Source organism: uncultured Tenacibaculum sp., from assembly GCF_947498805.1.
Lineage (GTDB): Bacteria > Bacteroidota > Bacteroidia > Flavobacteriales > Flavobacteriaceae > Polaribacter.
This window is the reverse complement of record NZ_CANMLT010000011.1, coordinates 77,569-98,924: the sequence shown is the minus strand read 5'-3', so window position 1 is coordinate 98,924 and position 21,356 is coordinate 77,569. Positions and strand designations below refer to the sequence as shown.

Here is a 21,356-nt window from a genome sequence, read left to right as displayed (position 1 = left end):
AAGTAAAATGAAAAAAGGATATTTAATACTTGTAGCTATAGTCTTATTAATGAGTTCTTGTGTAAAACAAAAAACAAATGAAGCTACTAACGAAAAAACTATCAAACAAGAAAAGCAAAGTGATTTAAAGAAGATTTCGGTTTTAAATTTTGGGACCTTTCATATGGGAGAAACCGCAGATGCAACTAAAACGGAATTTGATGAGCATGATAAGAAGAATCAAAAAGAAGTGCATAAGATTGCAGCAATGCTAGCAGCCTTTAAGCCAACTGTTATTATCGTAGAAACACCTCTTTCATATAATGAAAAGTTACAGTCTTTATACCAGCAATATATTGATAATCCAGAAATGGATTTTAAAAGACCAGATGAAGTAGAATTGTTGGCTTATGAGTTGGGAAGATTATCAAATACGAAACGTATCTATGGTATAGATCATAAAATGAGTTATAATTATAATGTAGGAGCTGAAATTAAAAATGAGTTGGATCCTGCATGGCATGATAAATATTACAAGAACCCATTAAAATTTTATCCAGAGGTCAATTATGATGAAAATGAATTAAATCTTTTAGAGAAGTTGAAACAAACAAACCATGATCGATTTTTAGATTTCTTAATTACTGTGAATGCAGATATGTTAACACACGCAGGAACAAAAGATAATTTCGAAGGAGCAGATGAAGCAGCAAAATATTATCAAAGAAACTTAAGAATGTACTCAAATTTAAACAGACTAGAACTTAATGAAGATGATCGTGTATTTATTTTAATGGGAGCAAGTCATACAGCATTTTTTAGAGACTTTATTAGTAGAAGTCCGAAGTATACAATGGTAAATACTTTTGATTATTTAAAATAAAAACGATGATGTTCTATAACTAAAAACCTCGCAATTTGCGAGGTTTTTTATATCTATTTTGTTGATTTTCGTTTCTAAAAAACTAAAAGTATTTATATTATAAATGATATTCAATACCAAGACTAAAAATAGATGGTTTGGCTAAATCATCCCTTTCTAAAAGGCCTAAGAAATACCTTGAGTTTACTCTTAATTTTTTAGAAATATCAAAGCCAATACCTATATTAAAACCTATATCTAACTTATCGTAATCTTTTTCAATTACCGGATTTTCATGCGTAAGACTACCAGTGAGGGTCTCTTTTCTATTAATAATATATCCAAATTGAGGACCACCTTCTAAACTGAATTTTTCATTCAAAAAATATTGTAGGACTACTGGAATAGAAATAGTAGATTCATTGATTGTAGATTCAAAGTCTCCAGTTGCTATGTTCATACCATTAGCGTCAGTCAAAGTAATATTGTCTATAATAATTCTAGTTCCTTGGGTACTATATAACAGTTCTGGTTGAATTCTAATTTTATCAGAAATAAAAAAATTGACATAAGCACCAACATAGTATCCAACTTTAAATTGATACTCGGATATTATTATGTTTCCAATACGCTTTTCGGGAGTATATTTAGATAAGTTTACACCGGTTTTTGCACCTAATTTGACATTAGTGTTTTGAGCTTGTATTGAAAAACAGGCAAGAAGGATAACAAGAATAAGAGTTGTTTTTTTCATTTTTTAGCAATTTTACGGGTTTCATATTTTTTTGAAAGTACAAAGTAAGTTTGTATTCCTTTTTCGCATGCGAAATTATTTAAAAATAGGAAGGTAAACAACGAAAATAAAAACAAAAAACCTCGCAATTAGCGAGGCTCTTTATATCTATTCTCTTGATTCTTGTTTCTAAAAATCTAAAAGTCTTTATACTCTATTATAAGTGAATTACTTCATCATAAGCATCAGCAACAGCTTCCATAACTGCTTCACTCATTGTTGGGTGAGGGTGGATAGCTTTTAATACTTCATGTCCGGTAGTTTCTAATTTACGAGCAACAACCGCTTCAGCAATCATATCGGTTACACCAGCACCAATCATATGACATCCTAACCATTCGCCATATTTAGCATCAAAAATTACTTTTACAAATCCATCAGGAGTTCCAGCAGCTTTCGCTTTACCCGAAGCAGAGAATGGGAATTTACCAACTTTTAACTCATATCCAGCTTCCTTAGCTTTCTCTTCAGTTAAACCTACAGATGCAATTTCTGGAGTAGCATAAGTACATCCAGGAATGTTTCCGTAATCGATAGCTTCTGTGTGTACACCAGCAATCTTTTCAACACAAGTAATTCCTTCTGCAGAAGCAACGTGTGCTAATGCTGGCCCAGGAGTAACATCACCAATAGCATAATAACCAGGAATGTTTGTTTGGTACCAATCGTTTACTAAGATTTTATCTCTATCAGTAATAATTCCAACATCTTCTAATCCGATGTTTTCGATATTTGTTTTAATTCCAACTGCCGATAAAACAACATCAGCTTCTAAAACTTGCTCACCTTTCTTTGTTTTAACAGTAGCTTTTACTCCATCACCAGAAGTATCAACAGACTCTACAGAAGAGTTAGTCATTACTTTAATACCAGCTTTCTTGAAAGAACGTTCCATTTGTTTAGAAACATCTTTATCTTCTACAGGAACAATATTTGGCATAAACTCAACAATAGTAACCTCAGTTCCCATTGAGTTATAGAAATGAGCAAACTCAACTCCAATAGCACCAGAACCTACTACAATCATAGATTTTGGTTGTGTTGGTAAACTCATAGCCTCACGGTATCCAATTACTTTTTTACCATCCTGTGGTAAGTTAGGTAACTCACGAGAACGAGCACCAGTAGCAATAATAATATGGTCAGCACTGTATTCAGTTACCTTTCCATCTGTACCAGTAACATCAACTTTCTTTCCAGGCTTTACCTTTCCAAATCCGTCAATGATATCAATTTTGTTTTTCTTCATTAAGAACTGAACACCTTTGCTCATTCCTTCAGCAACACCACGACTACGCTTAATAACAGCTTCAAAATCTTTATCAATAGCTTCTGCTTTTAATCCGTAATCATCAACATGTTTTAAATAATCATATACTTGAGCAGATTTTAATAATGCTTTGGTAGGAATACATCCCCAGTTTAAGCAAATACCACCTAAGTTTTCTTTTTCAACTACGGCAGTTTTAAATCCTAATTGTGATGCTCTAATAGCGGTTACATAACCTCCAGGACCACTTCCAATTACTAATACGTCGTATTTCATGATGTTTAATTTTCTTGTTGTTTGTTTTAATATTGTTTTGGGCGTTCGAGCGGGCTTTCATTACTCGCCGTTGCATTCTTCAACGAGCTCAAACAAACCATTCAATCCCTAACGCTATACTCTTAATTTAATTACAAATTATAATTCACAATTCGTAATTACAAAAATTACATTCTCTCAGGAACCTGAATTCCTAATAATGCGAATGCAGATTTTATAGTATCCGCTACCTTTTTAGATAACTGAACTCTAAATACTTTTTTATCTTGATTCTCTTCTCCTAAAATGGATACGTTTTGGTAAAAAGAATTAAACTCTTTTACTAAATCATAAGTATAATTAGCAATAACAGCTGGCGAATAATTCTTAGCTGCTTGCTGAATCACTTCAGGATATAATTCTAATTGTTTGATTAACTCCTTTTCTTTTTCGTGTAACTCAACACTTACTTGAGCTGAATAATCAAATGTTGCCTTACGTAAAATCGATTGAATTCTCGCATAGGTGTATTGCACAAAAGGACCAGTGTTTCCTTGGAAGTCTACAGAAGCTTGTGGGTCAAACAAAATTCTCTTCTTAGGATCTACCTTTAAAATGAAATATTTTAATGCACCTAAACCAATCACTTTGTATAATGCCTCTTTTTCGTCATTAGAATATCCTTCTAATTTCCCTAATTCCTGAGAAATTTCGCGAGCAGTACCTGTCATTTCATCCATTAAATCATCTGCATCTACTACAGTACCTTCACGAGACTTCATTTTACCAGAAGGTAAATCAACCATACCATAACTTAAGTGGTATAATTGGTCTGCCCAAGAATAACCTAATTTCTTTAAGATTAAGAATAATACTTTAAAGTGGTAATCTTGTTCATTTCCTACTGTATACACCATACCGTTTAAATCGGTAAAGTCTTTTGCACGTTGAATGGCTGTACCAATATCTTGTGTCATATATACTGCAGTACCGTCAGAACGTAGAACTAACTTTTCGTCTAAACCATCTTCTGTTAAGTCACACCAAACAGAACCATCTTCCTTTTTAAAGAAAACACCATTCTTTAAACCTTCTTCAATAATATCTTTTCCTAAAAGGTAGGTGTTACTTTCATAATATAATTTGTCAAAATCAACACCAATGTTTTTGTAGGTAACATCAAATCCGTCATATACCCAACCATTCATTGTTTCCCATAAAGAAACAGTTTCAGTATCTCCAGATTCCCATTTACGTAACATTTCTTGTGCTTCTAAGAATAAAGGAGCTTGTTTCTTAGCATCTTCTTCAGAAACACCAGAAGTAACTAAATCGTTGATTTCTTTTTTATATTCTTTATCGAATTTTACATAGTAATTACCAACTAATTTATCTCCTTTTAATCCAGTAGACTCTGGAGTTTCACCGTTTCCAAAACGCTTCCAAGCCAACATCGACTTACAAATGTGAATACCACGGTCGTTGATAATTTGAGTTTTGTAAACCTTATGTCCAGCTGCTTTTAAAATTTCTGCAACAGAATACCCTAATAATACATTACGAACATGCCCTAAGTGTAACGGCTTGTTGGTATTAGGAGAAGAATATTCTACCATACGACTATCTACTGAATCTGCTTTTGCAAATCCATAACGTTCATCTGTAGAAATTTGATTAAAAAAATTCGTGTAAAAACTATCCGCAACAACTAAGTTTAAAAAACCTTTTACTACGTTGTAACTAGTAATGTCTTCAACATTTTCAACTAAGTAGATTCCTAAATCTTCACCGATTTGAACTGGATTTCCTTTTTTGTACCGCAATAAAGGGAAAACCACTACAGTGATATCTCCATCAAAATCTTTACGGGTTGCTTGAAATTCTACACTCGGAATTTCTACATCATACAAGGCTAAAAATCCTTCTTTTACTTTAGTTTCTAGTAATGTTTGAATACTCATTAGTTAATTAAAATTGAAGTGCAAAATTACATAATTTATTTGGATGATATTTAAACTCATTCTAACAATTTATATAGGTATTTTTGTGGAGTGTTTTACCTAAAAAGAATGTTTAAAAATATAGTAGTAATAAGTTGTGTTTTTTTGATTTTAGCATGTTCCCAAAACAAGAAAAATAGTACAAAAATTCCGAAAGCTAAATTGCTAGAAATTATTGAAGACACAATTTTGGAAAAGAATAGCCCAGATTTTTTAGATCTATCAAAACATCAAATATTTATTGATACTACTAGGAGTTCAGATATTTATAAAAGTATTCTTTCTTGGAAAGCATCAGATTTAGATAAGGAGTTGATAAATGCCTCAATAAAAGAGTTAGGAGGAGGTTTAAAGACCAACAGTATTCAGATAAATGATTTTCCAATTCATTATATTACTTTGAGAAGATTGAATAATGAATTTGTATTATATGATCCATGTGACGGAATAGCAACTAGATTTGCGATAAAAAAGAATGTCTTTCTTTTTTATGGACCTTTAGAGTCCTATGCTGAAGTAATCATTAGCTCAAATTTAATTTCTAAGAATAAAGTTAGATTGGAATTAAAAACGCATAAATCATTATCACCGGATCGAAGGTCTATTATAGAAATAGAAAGAATGGAAGATTTCTTATATAGAATGACGTACCAGAATAAAAATATTAAAGAAGAACATTATTTAACCAGTGTAGATTATATAAAAGATTTTGATGTGGTTGTAAATCATTGCCCAACTATGAAGATGCCTGCCATAATTAACAGGTTTGATGACTATGTTGGAAATGAAATAATTGAGATTGTAGAATAATAAAGAATGGATTAATGGACAAAGATTTAGAAAACTTAAAAAAGTTATCGGAAGATAAGTTAGATGAGAATAAAAAATACTTTCAACGCTTAAAAAAGAGAACACCTAAACGATTGGATTTAGTCGTTCAAGAAATTCACGAAGAAGAATTTGAACGTACCGACTGTTTAGACTGTGGAAACTGCTGTAAAACTACAAGTCCGATGTTTACCTATAAAGATATCGAACGTATAGCAAAGCACTTGAAAATGAAAGTGGCCGATTTCAAAGATCAATACTTAGAAATTGATTCAGATGATTTTCATGTGTTAAAAACAGCTCCATGTCCGTTTTTAGATTTAAATGATAATTCTTGTTTTATCTATGATGTACGTCCTAAGGCATGTGCCGAATATCCACATACCAATAGAAGGAAATTTATTCAACTAGCTAATATAACTATCAAGAATACAGAAGTGTGTCCTGCTACTTACCGAATTGTAGAAGAGTTAAAAAAGAGATTGCCAATGTCCGGAAGTAAGAGAGGATAATATGTTGCTATGAATAAGAAAAGATTGATTCAACATCATTTATGTTTTTTAAAACAAAATAGAGGAACACATCAAAGTTTTAAAAATATAGAAACAATTGTTAGTAAAAGAACAGAGTTTAATATCAGTATTATATTAGATCAGAATTTCAGTTTAGAACATCCTAGCGATTTTTTATATATTCCTGATGAAGGTGAGATCGTTCCTGAGAGTACTTATGCTTTGGTAAATAATATTACCTATATGACGGCTTCTTCAGAAGTAGTTAGTGAATGGGATGAAAACTCTTCTATACTTGTGAGAAAAGTTGAAAACTTAGATGATTTAGAAACTTTTAGCGAGGTGCAAGTAAGAGGGTTTAATGAAACAGAAGAAACTTATTTAGATTGGTATCCTTGGTTAAGAACAATGAATATTCAAGGGTTTGGTTTTGAAAATCAGCATTATTTTATTGCATACATTGATGAGGTGCCGGTAGGAGTGTGTTTGATAGTTGAAGACAAAGAGATTTACGGATTATATGCTATTGCAACCAATCCTAATTATAGAAAACAAGGAGTAGCTACTACTGTAATGAAGAAATCATTAGAAGCGTGTCAAACTCCAAAAGACAGTGTATTAGCACTTCAAGTATTGTCTAGTTCAGGAGCTGAACGCCTATACCGAAATTTAGGGTTTACAAAAGAGTTTTCTTTTGATATGTATCGAAAAGAGCACTAAAAGAAAAGATCGGATAACCTTTTGAACTATAAGGAAATTGAATAGCATAAATAACTATTCATCAGAAATTACTATTTTTAGAAAAAATATATCATATTGGAAACCCTTGTAAACTATTTCGAAACGATCCCCTCAACGCATCGAGCACTTATTTTAACTGGAGGAATTGCTTTTTTCTGGTTGTTAGAAAGTGCGGTGCCTCTATTTAAATTTGATTATAAAAAGTGGAAACACGCTTGGCCTAATTTGTTTTTTACAGGAACTACGGTAATTATCAACTTTATATTGGCCTTTTTATTGTTAAAAACTTCAGAATGGGTAGTTGCGAATGATTTTGGATTGATTAATTGGTTACCAGAAATGCCTTTGTGGTTATATGTATTGCTTGGAGTATTGTTTTTAGATTTCTTTGGAGCGTATTTAGCACATTTAGTAGAGCACAAAGTAAGACCTTTATGGATGGTACATTTAGTACATCATTCAGACCATAAAGTAGATACTACCACAGCGAATAGACATCACCCTATAGAAAGTGTAATCCGATTTACCTTTACTTTAATGGGGGTATTCTTAGTGGGTACACCAATAGCTATTGTAATGTTGTATCAATCATGCTCATTAGTATTAACTCAATTTAATCATGCTAATATCAAGTTGCCAAGAAAACTAGATAAAGCATTAAGTTATATCATCTGCTCTCCAGATATGCACAAAGTACATCATCATAATTTATTACCATATACCGATTCTAATTACGGAAATATCTTTTCTATTTGGGATCGTTTATTAGGTACGTATATGGAGTTGGATAGAGAAAAGATAGTATATGGAGTAGATACTTTTCCAGATGAAGAAAAGAACTCGAGTTTAAAGGAGTTATTAAAACAACCTTTTCAAGGGTATCGAAAACCAACGAATTTAGAAGAATTATCATAATAAAAAGCGAACCAAATGGTTCGCTTTTTTTAGTTAAATCAATATAGCTACTGAGTAGCTGAGTAAAAAAGAAATTGTTATGTGTTAGGATAGCAATCATATCCATTTAACATGGTATTGCTAAAATAATATGTCCCACCAGCTTGATAATTTTTTGGATAACATCTGTACTTCCAAGTAGGAATATAATCGTCTGGTTCATTATAAATTGGAGTAGAATTACCTTCGTTGGTACCTCCAGTCCAATAGTTACTCCAACCTACAATAATTCCACCTTGTGTGTTTTTTAAATCTTCTTTTGATAATTCTTTGACTCCTTTTAGGTCTAAAATGTTTTGTTTCATAATGTTTAAAGTTAGTATTTACACGAATTTAAAATGAAACAAAGAATTTTGGAATGGAAACTTTCCGAATGCCATGTTTTTGCTTTCTAGTGGATTATGAAAGAGAGGTAAGGATACTTACTAAGTTAAGAGGATAAAATAAATTCGGTTCGAACTTTTATTTTTCTATCTTTTTTTATAGCCTGTATTAATTGCTTTAATTCAAAGTAATCTTTCAAGTCTAAGTTTGGATTGATACTAATAAGAAGATTTTGTTTATCTAATGATGTATTCAATAAATGAAAATCTTCTTTGGTGTTTATTGTAATTTGTTTTGGATAATATTTTTCGAGATAATAATCCTTATTGTTTTCTTTTAATAATGGTTGTCTTGGATAGGGACTTAATTTATTTATTGAAATATAATTTTGAATTTGAAAATCCCAAAAATCGAATCTTTCAATGATACCAGAATACGTATTTTTTTCAAAATCGAAATCTGTAATTAATAATACTTGTCTAAGATTAGTTAAAAACAACTCTTGATAACAGGATGTAATGAGGTCTTTTAGTGTTATGTCTTTTCCAATATAAATAACAAAACTAGGTATATCAAAGTGAGCATTAGTATTATGAAGAATAAATTCTATTAATTTTTCTTTATTATGAGTATAAGTGTTATCTAACTTAAAAGTTAATGAGTCAGTAGTATCTTTAAAAATGTGAAAGCCACTTTCAAACCTTTTAATATAATTTGATTGTATTTTACTTTTAGTTTTTACTCCAATCAAATCATGGTCTATAATGTCGTTAAAGATGGAGTTATTTTTCCAGAGGTTGTATTTATGGTTGTCTAGATATAATATCAAATTTTTACTTTCGAATGTAACTTTTTGTACCAGAGTGTCATTTTTAAAAAAGAATGATATTTGATTATTGTGAATTTTATACTTACTTTTTTTTGCGTATTGATATACATCAAAAAAATAAGCAGAATCGTTTTTAAAGATAACGGAAGGTAAGTTAAAGCGGTTGTCAGTATTATCGTTATGAAACCAGAATCCATTGAATTTATGAGGTTCAAATTTTTCGTGACAAGCAAAAAAACTTGTAATAATTAAAAGTAAAGCAATTTTTTTCATAAGTATAAATATAGAAAATATATGCTGTAGTAGTGTGAAGTATACTAAACAAAAAAGCGAACCATTTAGTTCGCTTCTTTGTTTTAAGGTCTGATACCGTCAAAAGGATACAGGTGCACATCTTCTTCAACAACTGCAATTGGTGTACAGTGCACAGAAGAAGAAGATACATCTGTACTTGAATTAAAAGTGTTTCCTTTGGCGTCCCAACAATAATAATCGTTGGCACCACCATTAATGCTTACTAAGTTTTCTTTACTTAATTCTTTAATACCACTTTCTTTTAACATCTTTTTTAATAACATACTTTATAATTTATTTGGTTAATTGTTTTCTAAAGTAATTTGATAGTTAAAGTTTTAAGGAAAAACATTTCCAAATGATATAAATGGTTTTCCGAATGAAAGTTTTATAAAAAGAAAAAGCACCAATCTAAAGATTGATGCTTTCTTGAAACAATTAATTAGTTTTTAAACTATTGGTTTTTTGTTGGCATTAATGTTAGAAACATCATAACCCCCAAAATTCTTCATATAGGTTTCTATAGAGGTACCAAAAGCATCTTTAAATTTGTTTTGACCATTTGATCTCAAATACTTTTTAACATTACCAGCACCACTTAAATGAGCAGCTGCTAAAATACCAGACTCAGTAATCTTTATTCCGTTTATTGTTTTTCCAACACTTCTTCGAATATCTTTACGTAAAATCCATTTGTTTACCTTACAATAAGCAATAAATACTTTTTCCTGTAATTCTGGATTCGTTAAAAATTGTTGTGTGTTGTAAACTCTAAAACGTTTTAAAGTTTCTCTACCGAATTGATACTTTCCTAAATAACCTAATTTATTTACGATTCTGTATCTACCTTGCGACTCTTTAAAAGCAACTGCTTCTTTAAAACCTACAAAGTCATTTTGTAAAAAAGGAATGTTTACTTTTTCAACTTCGTTTAAAAAAGTAACCGTTGCGGTTGTAGTAGTTGTAGTTTTCCCCTTTTTTGTTGTTTTAAGTTTTGTAAAACCGCTTAGTAATACAAAGCTTATCATAATTAATACTAAATTTCTAATAATAAATTTCTTTCTGTTTAGCGGTACAAAGGTATGTCAAATAAGTGTAATAAACTAAAAATCAGAAATTTACAGTGTTTTTCATATTGTCAAAATAGGAAAAAAACGGTGTGTTTATTATGAGGATATGAATAGAATTAAAGAATAATTATCAACTTGATAAAATTTAACAAATCCTTTTGAAAATAAATTTTTGTTAAAATTATTTTTTAATTCCCTGTTGATTAATCCATCTCTGATATTTTGCAGCATTGCGATTATGTTGTGCCAGAGAGTTGGTAAAGTCATGAAACCCAATTTTATCTACGCTAGCACACATAAAGTAATAATTGTGCTTTCTTGGATTTAAAACAGCATCAACGGCAGAAATATCTGGCATTGCAATTAAAGTAGGAGGTAAGCCTCTGTTTTTATAAGTGTTATATGGAGAGTTTTTAGTCTCTTCAATATATTTAAACAAAACCCTCTTAATAACAATGCTTTTGTCTTGTTGTTGCTTTGCATAAATAATGGTAGGGTCTGCTTCTAGAGGCCATCCATCTCTTAAGCGATTTAAATATAGTCCTGCAACAGTTGGACGTTCACTTTTTTGAACTGTTTCTTTATGAACAATAGAAGCAAGTGTAATAACTTCTTGTGGAGTTAAATTTTGTTTTTTTGCTTTTTCTAATCGAGAAGTATTCCAAAAACGGTTATACTCTCGTAACATCTTATCTCTAAATTTTTCAGCAGAAGTATTCCAATATAATTCATAACTATTTGGAATATACATACCCAATGCCGATTTCTCAGTAAAGTTATTTTTAGTTAAAAAGTTAGCATCTGTAAAAGCTTTAATCAAAGCAGTAGAGTCTGCTTCAATCTGTTGGGCAATTCTACCTGCTAATTTTTCTAAGCTATCTTGATTGTTAAAAGCAACCTTAACCGGAGTTTGGTTTCCGCTTCTTAATAAATTCACCACATCATTCATATTCATCCCTTTTTTAAGTAGGTATTTTCCTCCTTTAGGTTTGGTGAATTTTTTCTTTTCAGCCACCCAAACAAAATTTTCAGGTTTGTTTATATACTCAGTCAATAATTTTTTTACATCTATTAAATGGTAGTTAGAACCAATATATATGGCTCCGTCTTTTTTAACAGCCGTACCAAATATTTTTTGATAAAAGTTAAATCCGATAATTCCACCTATAGCAAATAAAGCTAAAACTGATATGTATATAATTTTTTTATTCATTGATTAACTGAAAAAGTATCTCGTCTTTATATGTTTTGTTACTGTAAATCCAATCTTTTTTAATTCCGATTTGTTGAAATTGATGTTTTTTAAACAAATCCAAACTGTTTTGATTAGTGGCTGTAATATTAGCATATAATTGATGTAAATTCAAATGATTGAAACAATATTTTATCAAACATTGTAAAGCATCTGATGCAAATCCGTTTTTTTGAAAACTAGGATGAATTAAAATACCAATACCAGCTCTTTTATGTTGTGGATTGAAATCGAATAAGTCAATCATTCCTACAGCTTGTTTGTGCTCAGTTTCGATAACCAATCGCAATTGCTTAGCTTCATAAATATCTAAATGAGCATTTTCTAGATACTGCCTAAGTAAGAATTTTGAAAATGGAGTTTGAGTATGACTAACTTCCCAAAACTCTTCGTTGTTTTCAATATCAAACAAAAACTGAAGGTCTTCAGGTTCTAGAGCTCGTAAACGAATATGTTGTCCTATTAAACTTTCCATTTAAATCGAAATTTGTCCTTTAAAAACAAATGTGGCTGGTCCGCTTAAGTAGATATTAGAATAAGTTCCATTATGTTCTTCAAAACTCACCGAAAGTATTCCGCCCTCTACAGGAAGTGTAATATTTTTTTCAGTTGTCTTATGAGTAGCGTGCATTGCCAAAGCCACGGCGGTTACACCAGTACCACAAGCTAAGGTCTCATCTTCAACACCTTTTTCATAAGTTCTTACTCTAAAGGTTTTAGCATCTAATTGTTGTACAAAGTTGACATTACTTCCAGGAGCACCATAAACATCATATCTTATTTTTTTACCTTTTTCAAAAACTGGAAAGTTGGTTAAGTCCTCAACAATTTCAACATGATGCTGTGTGCCTGTATCTGCAAAAACATAATCGTCATGAATCTTTACTTTGTCTACATCAATCATATGTAAAGAAACAATCCCTTCTTCAGATACTTCAGCATAATGCTCACCATCATAAGCGGTGAAGTTGGTTTTAGAATCGATAATACCTAAATACTTAGCAAAGGCCACCATACATCTTGCACCATTACCACACATTGTTTGCGTTCCGTCGGCATTGTAGTAAATCATTCGAAAATCAGATGTCTCATGCTCTTCTAATAACATCACACCATCTGCTCCTATACCAAAATGACGATCGCATAATTTAGAAATTAATGCTAGGTTATTTTTTGGAAAGGTTTTTGCACGGTTATCGACTATAACAAAGTCGTTTCCTGTTCCTTGATATTTATAAAAATCTAAAATCATTGCACCAGCAAAGATACATATTTATAGAGTAAAACAGGTGTGTTAAATAGCGGTTAAAATGCGTTAAATTGAAGTTAAACGTATTTTGTTAAAATGTTAAAAATGTATATTTGAACTATAAAATATTTGTAAGCATATGAAGAAATTTTTTGGAATATTAGGAGTAGCGTTTATAGGTGGCGCAGTTGCGCTTACAGGCTACAAAATGTTAATTGAAAAGCCTCAGGTTATTGTAGAACAAGCAGAACCATCAATACAAACTGTAAAAGCGAGTTATACGCCTACAGTAGTGAATGCAACAGCTACACCAACCGATTTTACAGAAGCAGCAGAGAAGACAGTGAATGCGGTAGTGCATGTTAAAAATACAGCTGTACGCACGAAACAAGATCCGTATAGTTTCTTTTTTGGAGGAAATGGAACACGTGAGTATAAACAAGTAGGTACAGGAAGCGGAGTAATTATTTCACCAGATGGATACATTGTAACAAACAATCATGTTATTGCAAACGCAACTGATATAGAAATAACCTTAAATAATAGAAAAAAAGTCAAAGCTAAGTTAATTGGAGCTGATGAGAAAAATGATATTGCTCTATTAAAGGTTGATGTAGATGGAGATTTACCAAATTTACCATTCGCAAATTCAAATAATGTAAAAATTGGAGAATGGGTATTAGCTGTTGGAAATCCATATAACTTAACATCAACGGTAACAGCAGGAATCGTTAGTGCAAAAGGAAGAGATTTAGATGGAAATAAAAATATAGAGGCCTTTATACAAACAGATGCTGCAGTTAACCCAGGTAACAGTGGAGGAGCGCTTGTAAATACAAGAGGAGAATTGGTTGGAATTAATACAGCTATAAGTTCGAGAACAGGTTCGTTTATAGGGTATTCATTTGCGGTACCTTCGAATATCACTAAGAAAATTGTAGACGATTTATTAGAATTTGGATCAGTACAACAAGCATTGATTGGTTTTAGACCAGATTTAACAGATTCTTCTATTGAAGGAGTTAAAATTGGAGAGGTATTTAAAGATGGAGGAGCAGGAAAAGCTGGTTTGAAAGACGGGGATGTTATTACAAAAGTAAATGATGTAAAGATTTCTAAATATTCAGATTTAAAAGGACAGTTAACCGCAAAAAGACCTGGAGAATATATCAATGTAACTGTTGATAGAGATGGAGAAGAATTAACAAAAGTAGTAGAGTTAACCGAATTGATAGAATTACCAATTAGTCAGGTATTACAAACAGAGTTTGAAGAGGTGACTAAAGAAGAGAAGCAAAAGTTTAAAATAGAAGGAGGGGCCAAAATTAAAAGAACTGAAAATGTTGCGTTCAAACAGTTTGATGTTGGAGAAGGTTATATTTTAACAAAGATTAATGGAAAACAAGTGTCATCAGCTAAAGAAGCTGTTAAGATGTTGGATACTAATTATAGCAGAAACAAAAGATTGTTGTTAGAAATGGTAAGTCCTTCAGGGCAAGTTGAAAGATTTAGATATTAAAAATAAAGTTTAAATTATAAGTATAAAATCTCATCAAATTTTGATGAGATTTTTTCTTTTATAAAAGGTGTACGAAATCGTTTGAAATAACTACTTTTGCACCAAATTTTTAAATTTAGTTAACACACAACTATGTCAACAATAACAAATTACGAAAAAGAAGTAGTAAATCAAGCACAGGTAAGAAGAGCTACGGTTGAGTTTATTAATATCGTTAATGATTTATGGTATGATAAATCAATTGAGTTAGTATTATTTAGAAATCCATTGGTAGATAAAAGAGCTAGTGAGGTTTTAAATTTGATCAACTATGCAAAGGAGTTTGTAGCAAAGCCAATTACCATTGAAGATGCTTTAGCTATAGCTAAAGCAATTCAATCAATTGACTTACCTGCTTCAAAATTAGATATAGGTAAATTAGCTTACGAGTATCATTTAGCTGAAGATAGCGCTATAGACACTGTTGATTTTGTAAAAAATCAATTGGCAGATGCTACAGGAGCGGCAGATATCCAACCAAAAGATGTTGTATTGTATGGTTTTGGACGTATCGGACGTTTATTAGCTCGTGAGTTAAGTAGTAAAATGGGTAAAGGTTCTCAATTACGTTTAAGAGCTGTAGTTACTCGTGGAGAAATTAATGAGGCAGTTTTAGAAAAAAGAGCTTCTTTATTAAGTATTGATTCAGTACACGGAGATTTCTTAGGAACAGTTCAAGTAGATGCTGAAAACAATGCTTTAATCATTAATGGAACTACTGTATATATGATTTCTGCTGCAAAGCCAGAAGATATTGACTATACAGCATACGGAATCAATGATGCTTTAATTATAGATAATACAGGAGCATTTAGAGATCAAGAAGCATTAAGTCGTCATTTGGTACCAAATGGAGCAAGTAAAGTGTTATTAACTGCACCAGGAAAAGGGATACCAAATATTGTTCATGGAGTAAATCACTTAGAAAACAATCCAGATAATATCGATATTTTCTCAGCAGCTTCTTGTACAACCAATGCTATTACACCAGTATTAAAGGTATTAGAAGATAACTTCGGAATTAAGAAAGGGCACTTAGAAACAATTCATGCATATACAAACGATCAGAACTTAGTTGATAATATGCATAAGAAATACCGTAGAGGTAGAGCAGCAGCTTTAAATATGGTAATTACAGAAACTGGAGCAGGAAAGGCAGTATCAAAAGCATTACCAGCTTTAGAAGGTAAGTTAACTTCTAGTGCGATTCGTGTACCAGTTCCAAATGGATCATTAGCTATCTTAAATTTACAGTTAAACTCTACAACCACTGTAGAATCTGTAAATGCAATTATGAAGCAAAATGCTTTAGAAGGAAACTTAGTAGAGCAAATTCAATATTCATTAAGTAATGAATTAGTATCATCTGATATCGTTGGAACAACAGCTCCTTCAATTTTTGATAGCAAAGCAACTATTGCAGATGGAGATACTATTGTTATTTATGTATGGTATGATAATGAGTATGGATATTCGCATCAAGTAATGCGTTTAGCGAAGCATATTGCTAAGGTTCGTCGTTATACTTACTATTAACATAGTTTAAGAAATAAATAAAATTAAAACCGAAACATTTGTATGTTTCGGTTTTTTTGTTATTTTTGAAACGTAAACCCCTAAATATCCCCAAATTATGAAAAAAGTACTTACACTTTTTGTGAAGGTATTCTCTATTTTCTCATTCCTTTTAATTATCTCAACCTTTACGTACGCTCAAGAAATTAACGAGCTAGATTTTTTAACTGCTGGTAAGTGGTCAGTAAGTTCTGTTCAAATAGGAGAACAGAAAGAAGATTTTACTCAGAAAGAAAGCTGGATGCATTTTTATGCAGATGGAAAGTATCAAATTCAAATGAGTAATGATCAAAAAGAAGGTGTGTGGAAGTTTGATGAAGAGGAGAAAGCCGTAACATTTGAAGATGAAGAGGCATTAGCTGCCGGATTCAAGATTGAAAAATTAAATGATAAAGAACTATTATTTTCTGCAACTGAAGGAGACGTTGTGTATACAATGACCTTGAGAAGATAGTGTTATATAATGTTAGAATAGTTAAAAACCGAAGTAGAAATGCTTCGGTTTTTTTGTTGATAATAGAAAGATATCCCCAATAAAATACTCAAAAGTTTTCTTTAACTTAGCCCTTAAACTACGAGTATGAAAACAATTATTACATCTTTTTTATTATTTATATTTTCTATGGCTATGAATGCACAAGATTTACCATATTATGAAATACCAGAAGCTCCAAAAGAGTTTACGCAAGGAACTGTAGCAGGTAGATTGGTAGATGGATTAGGGTTTCGTTATTATTGGGCAACAGAAGGATTAAAGGAGGAAGATTTAAAGTTTAAGCCGAGTAAAGATGCTAGAAGTTTGTTTGATACAGTAGATCATATTTTGGTGTTATCTATCATGACATTAAGTGCGGTTGAAGGAACTGAAATGAGTTTTCCAAAGGAAGGTTCATTAACCTTTGCAGAAATGAGAAAATTAACCTTAGAAAACTTTAAAAAAGCAAGTGATATTTTAAAAGCTTCAGACGATTTATCAAAGTTTGTAATGAAGATACCTAGAAGAAATGGAGAAGTTGCTGAATATCCATTTTGGAATCAATTAAACGGACCAATAGCAGATGCAATATGGCATTGTGGTCAAATAGTATCTTTCCGTCGTTCTGCAGGTAGTCCTTTACCTAAAGGACCAAGTTTTTTAACGGGAACAGTAAAAAAGTAGAATGAGAAGAATACTACTATTGTTGTTCATTGTTAGCATTGGATGTAAGAATGCAGAAACAAAGAAAGAAATAAAATCTCAAGGTAATATTGATACGAGACCTGTTTTTTATGTGCAGGATGACTGCATATTGTTTCTTAAACCTTTAGAAAAACATCTAAATGAAAAACTCAAAGATGTTGAAGGAATTGCTGAGGTAGATGGAGACTTTAACTACTATGCAAATCAATTTTATAAAGAACAAAAAGAGCAGTATAAAATCTATTTTGTGGAACAACGCTTGGTTGCGTTGATTGATTCAAAAAAAGACACGCTTTATATAGACAGAGATAAAAAGGAATTAGACTATGGTGTAGTACTTCAACAAAAAGATTCAGTACAAATTTTAGAGGGAGTAAATACCGATATAGATATTAAAATGGCTTTAGGGATTTTTAATCCTGAAGGGTAAAAGCTAATTATTAGAATGACAATCGAACAAAAAATACAAGAATTACGAGAAGAATTACGTCAACACAACCATAATTACTATGTGTTAGATAATGCAACTATTTCAGATTATGAATTTGATATGAAGCTGAAGGAGTTGGAGAAGTTAGAAGAAGAGAATCCACAATTTTTTGATGCAAATTCGCCAACGCAGAGAGTAGGAGGAGATATTACAAAGAATTTTGAAACAATCGTTCATAAAAACCGAATGTATTCATTGGATAATTCTTATTCTAAAGAAGACTTGTTAGATTGGGAAAAGAGAATTCAAAAGATATTAGGAACCACCGATATTGAATATACTTGTGAGTTAAAGTACGATGGAGCTTCCATAAATTTAACCTATGAAAATGGAGCATTCCTTAGAGCGGTTACCAGAGGAGATGGTTTTCAAGGAGATGAGGTAACTACAAATATTCGAACCATAAAATCAATTCCCTTAGTACCTAATGGCGATTTTGTTTCTGACTTTGAAATGAGAGGTGAGATTATTTTGCCAATTGAAGGATTCAATAAAATGAATGAGGAAAGGGTAGCTAATGGAGAAGAGCCTTATAGAAATCCTAGAAACACAGCAAGTGGAAGTTTAAAACTACAAGATAGTGGAGAGGTAGCAAAGCGTCCGTTAGATTGTTTACTATATCAGGTTGTAACGAATGAACGTAAGTATGCTTCACATTATGAAAGTTTAGAAGCTGCTCGTAGTGTTGGATTTAAAGTGCCGAAAACTATAGAATTAAAAAAGTCAATAGAAGAAGTACTAGCCTTTGTAAATGAATGGGATGAGAAACGACATGACTTACCATATGAAACGGATGGAGTAGTGATTAAAGTAAATTCTTTTCAACAGCAAGATGAATTAGGCTATACCTCAAAGGCACCACGTTGGGCTATTGCATATAAATTCAAAGCAGAGCAAGTTTCAACAGTGTTAAATGAAATTACCTATCAAGTTGGACGTACAGGGGCTATAACACCTGTAGCCAATTTGGAACCAGTGCATTTAGCAGGAACAGTGGTAAAGAGAGCTTCTTTACACAATGCAGACCAGATTGAAAAATTAGACATTCGTTTAGGAGATACAGTTTTTGTGGAAAAAGGAGGGGAGATTATTCCAAAAATAATCAAAGTAGATCTTACCAAAAGGAGCAACGATTCTCAACCTACAGTATATGCTACTGATTGTCCAGAATGTGATACAGAACTTATACGAACAGAAGGAGACGCAAAACATTACTGTCCGAATGAATTTGGATGTGCTCCTCAAATTACGGGTAGGATTCAGCATTTTATTAGTAGAAAAGCAATGGACATTGATGGGTTAGGAGGAGAAACGGTTGACCTATTAAGAAAAGAAGGACTGATTCAGAACTATGCTGATTTATATGAGTTAAAAGTAGATCAAGTAATTCCGTTGGAGAGAATGGCAGAGAAATCAGCACAAAATATGATCAACGGAATAGAAAAGTCTAAAGAAATTCCGTTTGAAAAAGTACTGTATGCATTAGGAATTCGATTCGTAGGAGAAACTGTAGCTAAAAAATTAGCCAAACATTTTAAGTCGATTGATAATTTAATGGCTGCTGATTTTGAAACCTTAGTGGCGGTCGATGAAATTGGAGATAGAATAGCACAAAGTATTATTGATTTTTCTAATGATTTAGGAAACATTCAATTAGTAGATAGATTGAAGTCTTATGGTGTACAACTAGAAATTTCAGCGGAGAGTTTAGAAGGACAAACCGATAAATTAGCAGGAAAAGTATTTGTGGTTTCAGGAGTATTTCACCAGATGAGTAGAAATGAGCTGAAAAAGGCCATTGAAGATAATGGAGGAAAGGTAAGTTCATCTATTTCCAAAAAAACAGGTTATGTCGTTGCAGGAGATAATATGGGACCAAGTAAGTTAGAGAAAGCACAAAATCTTGAAATACCAATTATTTCGGAACAGGATTTTATTGATATGATAAACTAAAAAATAATTCAATGACCAAACAAACTAAAACTACGCTGGCTAGCCTTGTCTTTTTAATAGCGGCTATCGCAGATGTGTATGCGGTAATCACACAAAACAAAAATTTAGAAATGATTTTTAAACCTTTACTAATGACAACCCTAGCGGTAGTGTATTTAGTGTCGGTTAAGAAACCTAGTTTTTGGGTATTGTCCGCCTTGTTTTTTTCGTTTTGGGGAGATGTGTTTTTGTTGAATAAAGAGAAGTTTTTTGTTTTTGGGTTAGCTTCTTTTTTATTAGCACATGTTATTTATATAAAAATTGTGACAGATCTGTTACATAAAGAACTCACTACCAAAATGATTACATCTGCCATTCCATTTGTAGTATTATTTATTGGTTTGTTAAGTTTAATCTATGTAAATCTAGGAGAAATGTTAGTTCCTGTGATTGTATATGGAATAACGATATCAACTTTTGGAACAGCTGCTTTATTACATTATAGACAAGGTAAGTCTACCTCAAGTTCTTGGTTGTTATTAGGAGCTGTTTTGTTTATTGCTTCAGATAGTTTAATAGCATTGAATAACTTCTATACTCCTAAAAGACTTTTCGATATTTCGATTATCGTTTTGTATATAGTAGCTCAATACTTAATCGTAAAAGCATTGATAGCAAAAAGTAATTAAATTATACAATGGAAAAGCCGAGACTTACTAGGTTAACCAAGATAGTTACCTTATTACAGTCAAAAAGACTACTTACTGCTAGAGAATTAGCAGAGAAGTTTGAAGTAAGTATTCGGACCATATATAGAGATATAAGAACACTAGAAGATTCTGGTGTTCCTGTCGTAGTAGAAGAAGGAAAAGGATATTCTTTACAAGAAGGATTTCAATTACCTCCTGTAATGTTTTCAGAGGAAGAAGCCAATGCTTTAATTACAGCAGAGCAATTGATATTAAAAAATAAAGATGCGTCATTTGTAGATAACTATAGCAATGCCATTACTAAGATTAAAGCCGTTTTAAAATATTCACAAAAAGACAAAGCAGATTTGTTATCGAAAAGAATTGTTTTTCGAATGAATCAAGATAATGAAAGGTCTAGTAGTTATTTAATGGAACTTCAAACGGCAATTACAAACTTTCATTTGATAGAATTAGAATATTTATCACTTCAAAATCAATTTACCAAACGAATTGTAGAGCCATTTGCTATGTATAGCACCAATTTAAATTGGTTGTTAATTGCTTTTTGCAGATTGCGAAATGAGTTTCGAGCTTTTAGGATTGATTGTATAAAGAATATGCAATATACGGGAGCAAATTTTGAACCTCACAATTTAACCTTAGAAGAATATTTTAAAATTTGTGAAGAAAAATACAATACCCCCTGACAAACCCTTG

The 21,356-nt window shown here is 31.6% G+C and carries 23 protein-coding genes; 13 read left to right on the top strand and 10 right to left on the bottom strand.

The window, feature by feature from the left end; genetic code table 11:
• Positions 1-7 precede the first annotated feature (7 nt).
• The gene (locus Q0873_RS17695) at positions 8-862 is read left to right on the top strand and encodes a DUF5694 domain-containing protein (RefSeq protein WP_299110005.1); all 855 of its coding nucleotides are present in this window, start codon (positions 8-10) and stop codon (positions 860-862) included.
• A gap of 97 nt (positions 863-959) precedes the next feature.
• Here the strand turns inward: Q0873_RS17695 and Q0873_RS17690 are convergent, their stop codons facing one another.
• The 3 genes from Q0873_RS17690 to argS form a co-directional block, all read right to left on the bottom strand.
• On the bottom strand, positions 960-1,595 hold the full coding sequence (locus Q0873_RS17690) for a porin family protein (protein WP_299110003.1): 636 nt from the start codon (positions 1,593-1,595) through the stop codon (positions 960-962).
• 196 nt (positions 1,596-1,791) lie between these two features.
• Positions 1,792-3,180, bottom strand: coding sequence for a dihydrolipoyl dehydrogenase (gene lpdA, locus Q0873_RS17685; protein WP_299110000.1), 1,389 nt, complete (start codon positions 3,178-3,180; stop codon positions 1,792-1,794).
• A gap of 167 nt (positions 3,181-3,347) precedes the next feature.
• Entirely contained in the window at positions 3,348-5,120 is a 1,773-nt protein-coding gene (argS, locus tag Q0873_RS17680) for an arginine--tRNA ligase (protein WP_299109998.1), read from the bottom strand.
• A gap of 201 nt (positions 5,121-5,321) precedes the next feature.
• On the opposite strand from argS, the gene Q0873_RS17675 reads away from it, so the two are divergent.
• The 4 genes from Q0873_RS17675 (at position 5,322) to Q0873_RS17660 (ending at position 8,155) form a co-directional block, all read left to right on the top strand.
• A complete protein-coding gene (locus Q0873_RS17675) occupies positions 5,322-5,969 on the top strand; it encodes a hypothetical protein (RefSeq protein WP_299109996.1) in 648 nt (215 codons plus the stop codon).
• Positions 5,970-5,983: 14 nt separating this feature from the next.
• Positions 5,984-6,499: a YkgJ family cysteine cluster protein gene (locus tag Q0873_RS17670; RefSeq protein ID WP_299109994.1), complete on the top strand. Its 516-nt coding sequence runs from the start codon at positions 5,984-5,986 to the stop codon at positions 6,497-6,499.
• A 9-nt stretch (positions 6,500-6,508) separates the two neighbouring features.
• Entirely contained in the window at positions 6,509-7,219 is a 711-nt protein-coding gene (locus tag Q0873_RS17665; RefSeq protein WP_299109992.1) for a GNAT family N-acetyltransferase, read from the top strand.
• 96 nt (positions 7,220-7,315) lie between these two features.
• Positions 7,316-8,155 (top strand): sterol desaturase family protein, encoded by an 840-nt coding sequence (locus Q0873_RS17660; RefSeq protein WP_299109990.1) that lies wholly within the window; start codon positions 7,316-7,318, stop codon positions 8,153-8,155.
• 77 nt (positions 8,156-8,232) lie between these two features.
• Here Q0873_RS17660 and Q0873_RS17655 read toward each other — a convergent pair whose 3' ends face one another.
• From Q0873_RS17655 to dapF, 7 genes are all read right to left on the bottom strand, one after another.
• Positions 8,233-8,499, bottom strand: a complete 267-nt coding sequence (locus tag Q0873_RS17655; RefSeq protein ID WP_299109988.1) for a hypothetical protein — start codon at positions 8,497-8,499, stop codon at positions 8,233-8,235.
• Positions 8,500-8,624: 125 nt separating this feature from the next.
• Positions 8,625-9,620 carry a hypothetical protein gene (locus Q0873_RS17650; RefSeq protein WP_299109986.1) on the bottom strand — a complete coding sequence of 332 codons (996 nt, stop codon included), beginning with the start codon at positions 9,618-9,620 and terminating at the stop codon, positions 8,625-8,627.
• Positions 9,621-9,703: 83 nt separating this feature from the next.
• On the bottom strand, positions 9,704-9,925 hold the full coding sequence (locus Q0873_RS17645) for a hypothetical protein (protein ID WP_299109983.1): 222 nt from the start codon (positions 9,923-9,925) through the stop codon (positions 9,704-9,706).
• Positions 9,926-10,090: 165 nt separating this feature from the next.
• Positions 10,091-10,669, bottom strand: a complete 579-nt coding sequence (locus Q0873_RS17640; protein WP_299109981.1) for a peptidoglycan-binding protein LysM — start codon at positions 10,667-10,669, stop codon at positions 10,091-10,093.
• Between the two features lie 223 nt (positions 10,670-10,892).
• On the bottom strand, positions 10,893-11,924 hold the full coding sequence (gene mltG / locus Q0873_RS17635; protein WP_299109979.1) for an endolytic transglycosylase MltG: 1,032 nt from the start codon (positions 11,922-11,924) through the stop codon (positions 10,893-10,895).
• Positions 11,917-12,438 (bottom strand): GNAT family N-acetyltransferase, encoded by a 522-nt coding sequence (locus Q0873_RS17630; protein WP_299109977.1) that lies wholly within the window; start codon positions 12,436-12,438, stop codon positions 11,917-11,919. The genes mltG and Q0873_RS17630 overlap by 8 nt, the downstream gene beginning before the upstream one ends.
• Positions 12,439-13,215: a diaminopimelate epimerase gene (dapF, locus tag Q0873_RS17625; RefSeq protein WP_299109974.1), complete on the bottom strand. Its 777-nt coding sequence runs from the start codon at positions 13,213-13,215 to the stop codon at positions 12,439-12,441.
• Between the two features lie 136 nt (positions 13,216-13,351).
• Between dapF and Q0873_RS17620 the strand changes: the two genes are divergently transcribed.
• The 8 genes from Q0873_RS17620 (at position 13,352) to Q0873_RS17585 (ending at position 21,346) form a co-directional block, all read left to right on the top strand.
• On the top strand, positions 13,352-14,731 hold the full coding sequence (locus Q0873_RS17620; protein ID WP_299109971.1) for a trypsin-like peptidase domain-containing protein: 1,380 nt from the start codon (positions 13,352-13,354) through the stop codon (positions 14,729-14,731).
• A gap of 132 nt (positions 14,732-14,863) precedes the next feature.
• On the top strand, positions 14,864-16,306 hold the full coding sequence (locus tag Q0873_RS17615) for a glyceraldehyde-3-phosphate dehydrogenase (RefSeq protein WP_299109969.1): 1,443 nt from the start codon (positions 14,864-14,866) through the stop codon (positions 16,304-16,306).
• A 97-nt stretch (positions 16,307-16,403) separates the two neighbouring features.
• A complete protein-coding gene (locus Q0873_RS17610) occupies positions 16,404-16,799 on the top strand; it encodes a hypothetical protein (protein WP_299109967.1) in 396 nt (131 codons plus the stop codon).
• A 126-nt stretch (positions 16,800-16,925) separates the two neighbouring features.
• Positions 16,926-17,504, top strand: a complete 579-nt coding sequence (locus tag Q0873_RS17605) for a hypothetical protein (protein ID WP_299109965.1) — start codon at positions 16,926-16,928, stop codon at positions 17,502-17,504.
• Position 17,505: 1 nt separating this feature from the next.
• Complete coding sequence (locus tag Q0873_RS17600; RefSeq protein WP_299109963.1) at positions 17,506-17,955, top strand: hypothetical protein; 450 nt, start codon at positions 17,506-17,508, stop codon at positions 17,953-17,955.
• 15 nt (positions 17,956-17,970) lie between these two features.
• Positions 17,971-19,968: an NAD-dependent DNA ligase LigA gene (gene ligA / locus Q0873_RS17595; RefSeq protein WP_299109962.1), complete on the top strand. Its 1,998-nt coding sequence runs from the start codon at positions 17,971-17,973 to the stop codon at positions 19,966-19,968.
• 11 nt (positions 19,969-19,979) lie between these two features.
• Positions 19,980-20,636 carry a lysoplasmalogenase gene (locus Q0873_RS17590; RefSeq protein ID WP_299109959.1) on the top strand — a complete coding sequence of 219 codons (657 nt, stop codon included), beginning with the start codon at positions 19,980-19,982 and terminating at the stop codon, positions 20,634-20,636.
• Positions 20,637-20,644: 8 nt separating this feature from the next.
• On the top strand, positions 20,645-21,346 hold the full coding sequence (locus Q0873_RS17585) for a YafY family protein (RefSeq protein WP_299109958.1): 702 nt from the start codon (positions 20,645-20,647) through the stop codon (positions 21,344-21,346).
• The last annotated feature ends 10 nt before the right edge of the window (positions 21,347-21,356 follow it).

Coding starts and splice junctions, on each gene's coding strand:
- ligA (WP_299109962.1), top strand. CDS start 17,971: ATGACAATCGAACAAAAAATACAAGAATTACGAGAAGAATTACGTCAA.
- dapF (WP_299109974.1), bottom strand. CDS start 13,215: ATGATTTTAGATTTTTATAAATATCAAGGAACAGGAAACGACTTTGTT.
- lpdA (WP_299110000.1), bottom strand. CDS start 3,180: ATGAAATACGACGTATTAGTAATTGGAAGTGGTCCTGGAGGTTATGTA.
- Q0873_RS17600 (WP_299109963.1), top strand. CDS start 17,506: ATGAGAAGAATACTACTATTGTTGTTCATTGTTAGCATTGGATGTAAG.
- Q0873_RS17640 (WP_299109981.1), bottom strand. CDS start 10,669: ATGATAAGCTTTGTATTACTAAGCGGTTTTACAAAACTTAAAACAACA.
- mltG (WP_299109979.1), bottom strand. CDS start 11,924: ATGAATAAAAAAATTATATACATATCAGTTTTAGCTTTATTTGCTATA.
- Q0873_RS17695 (WP_299110005.1), top strand. CDS start 8: ATGAAAAAAGGATATTTAATACTTGTAGCTATAGTCTTATTAATGAGT.
- Q0873_RS17610 (WP_299109967.1), top strand. CDS start 16,404: ATGAAAAAAGTACTTACACTTTTTGTGAAGGTATTCTCTATTTTCTCA.
- argS (WP_299109998.1), bottom strand. CDS start 5,120: ATGAGTATTCAAACATTACTAGAAACTAAAGTAAAAGAAGGATTTTTA.
- Q0873_RS17690 (WP_299110003.1), bottom strand. CDS start 1,595: ATGAAAAAAACAACTCTTATTCTTGTTATCCTTCTTGCCTGTTTTTCA.
- Q0873_RS17665 (WP_299109992.1), top strand. CDS start 6,509: ATGAATAAGAAAAGATTGATTCAACATCATTTATGTTTTTTAAAACAA.
- Q0873_RS17590 (WP_299109959.1), top strand. CDS start 19,980: ATGACCAAACAAACTAAAACTACGCTGGCTAGCCTTGTCTTTTTAATA.
- Q0873_RS17655 (WP_299109988.1), bottom strand. CDS start 8,499: ATGAAACAAAACATTTTAGACCTAAAAGGAGTCAAAGAATTATCAAAA.
- Q0873_RS17630 (WP_299109977.1), bottom strand. CDS start 12,438: ATGGAAAGTTTAATAGGACAACATATTCGTTTACGAGCTCTAGAACCT.
- Q0873_RS17605 (WP_299109965.1), top strand. CDS start 16,926: ATGAAAACAATTATTACATCTTTTTTATTATTTATATTTTCTATGGCT.
- Q0873_RS17615 (WP_299109969.1), top strand. CDS start 14,864: ATGTCAACAATAACAAATTACGAAAAAGAAGTAGTAAATCAAGCACAG.
- Q0873_RS17620 (WP_299109971.1), top strand. CDS start 13,352: ATGAAGAAATTTTTTGGAATATTAGGAGTAGCGTTTATAGGTGGCGCA.
- Q0873_RS17670 (WP_299109994.1), top strand. CDS start 5,984: ATGGACAAAGATTTAGAAAACTTAAAAAAGTTATCGGAAGATAAGTTA.
- Q0873_RS17585 (WP_299109958.1), top strand. CDS start 20,645: ATGGAAAAGCCGAGACTTACTAGGTTAACCAAGATAGTTACCTTATTA.
- Q0873_RS17645 (WP_299109983.1), bottom strand. CDS start 9,925: ATGTTATTAAAAAAGATGTTAAAAGAAAGTGGTATTAAAGAATTAAGT.
- Q0873_RS17650 (WP_299109986.1), bottom strand. CDS start 9,620: ATGAAAAAAATTGCTTTACTTTTAATTATTACAAGTTTTTTTGCTTGT.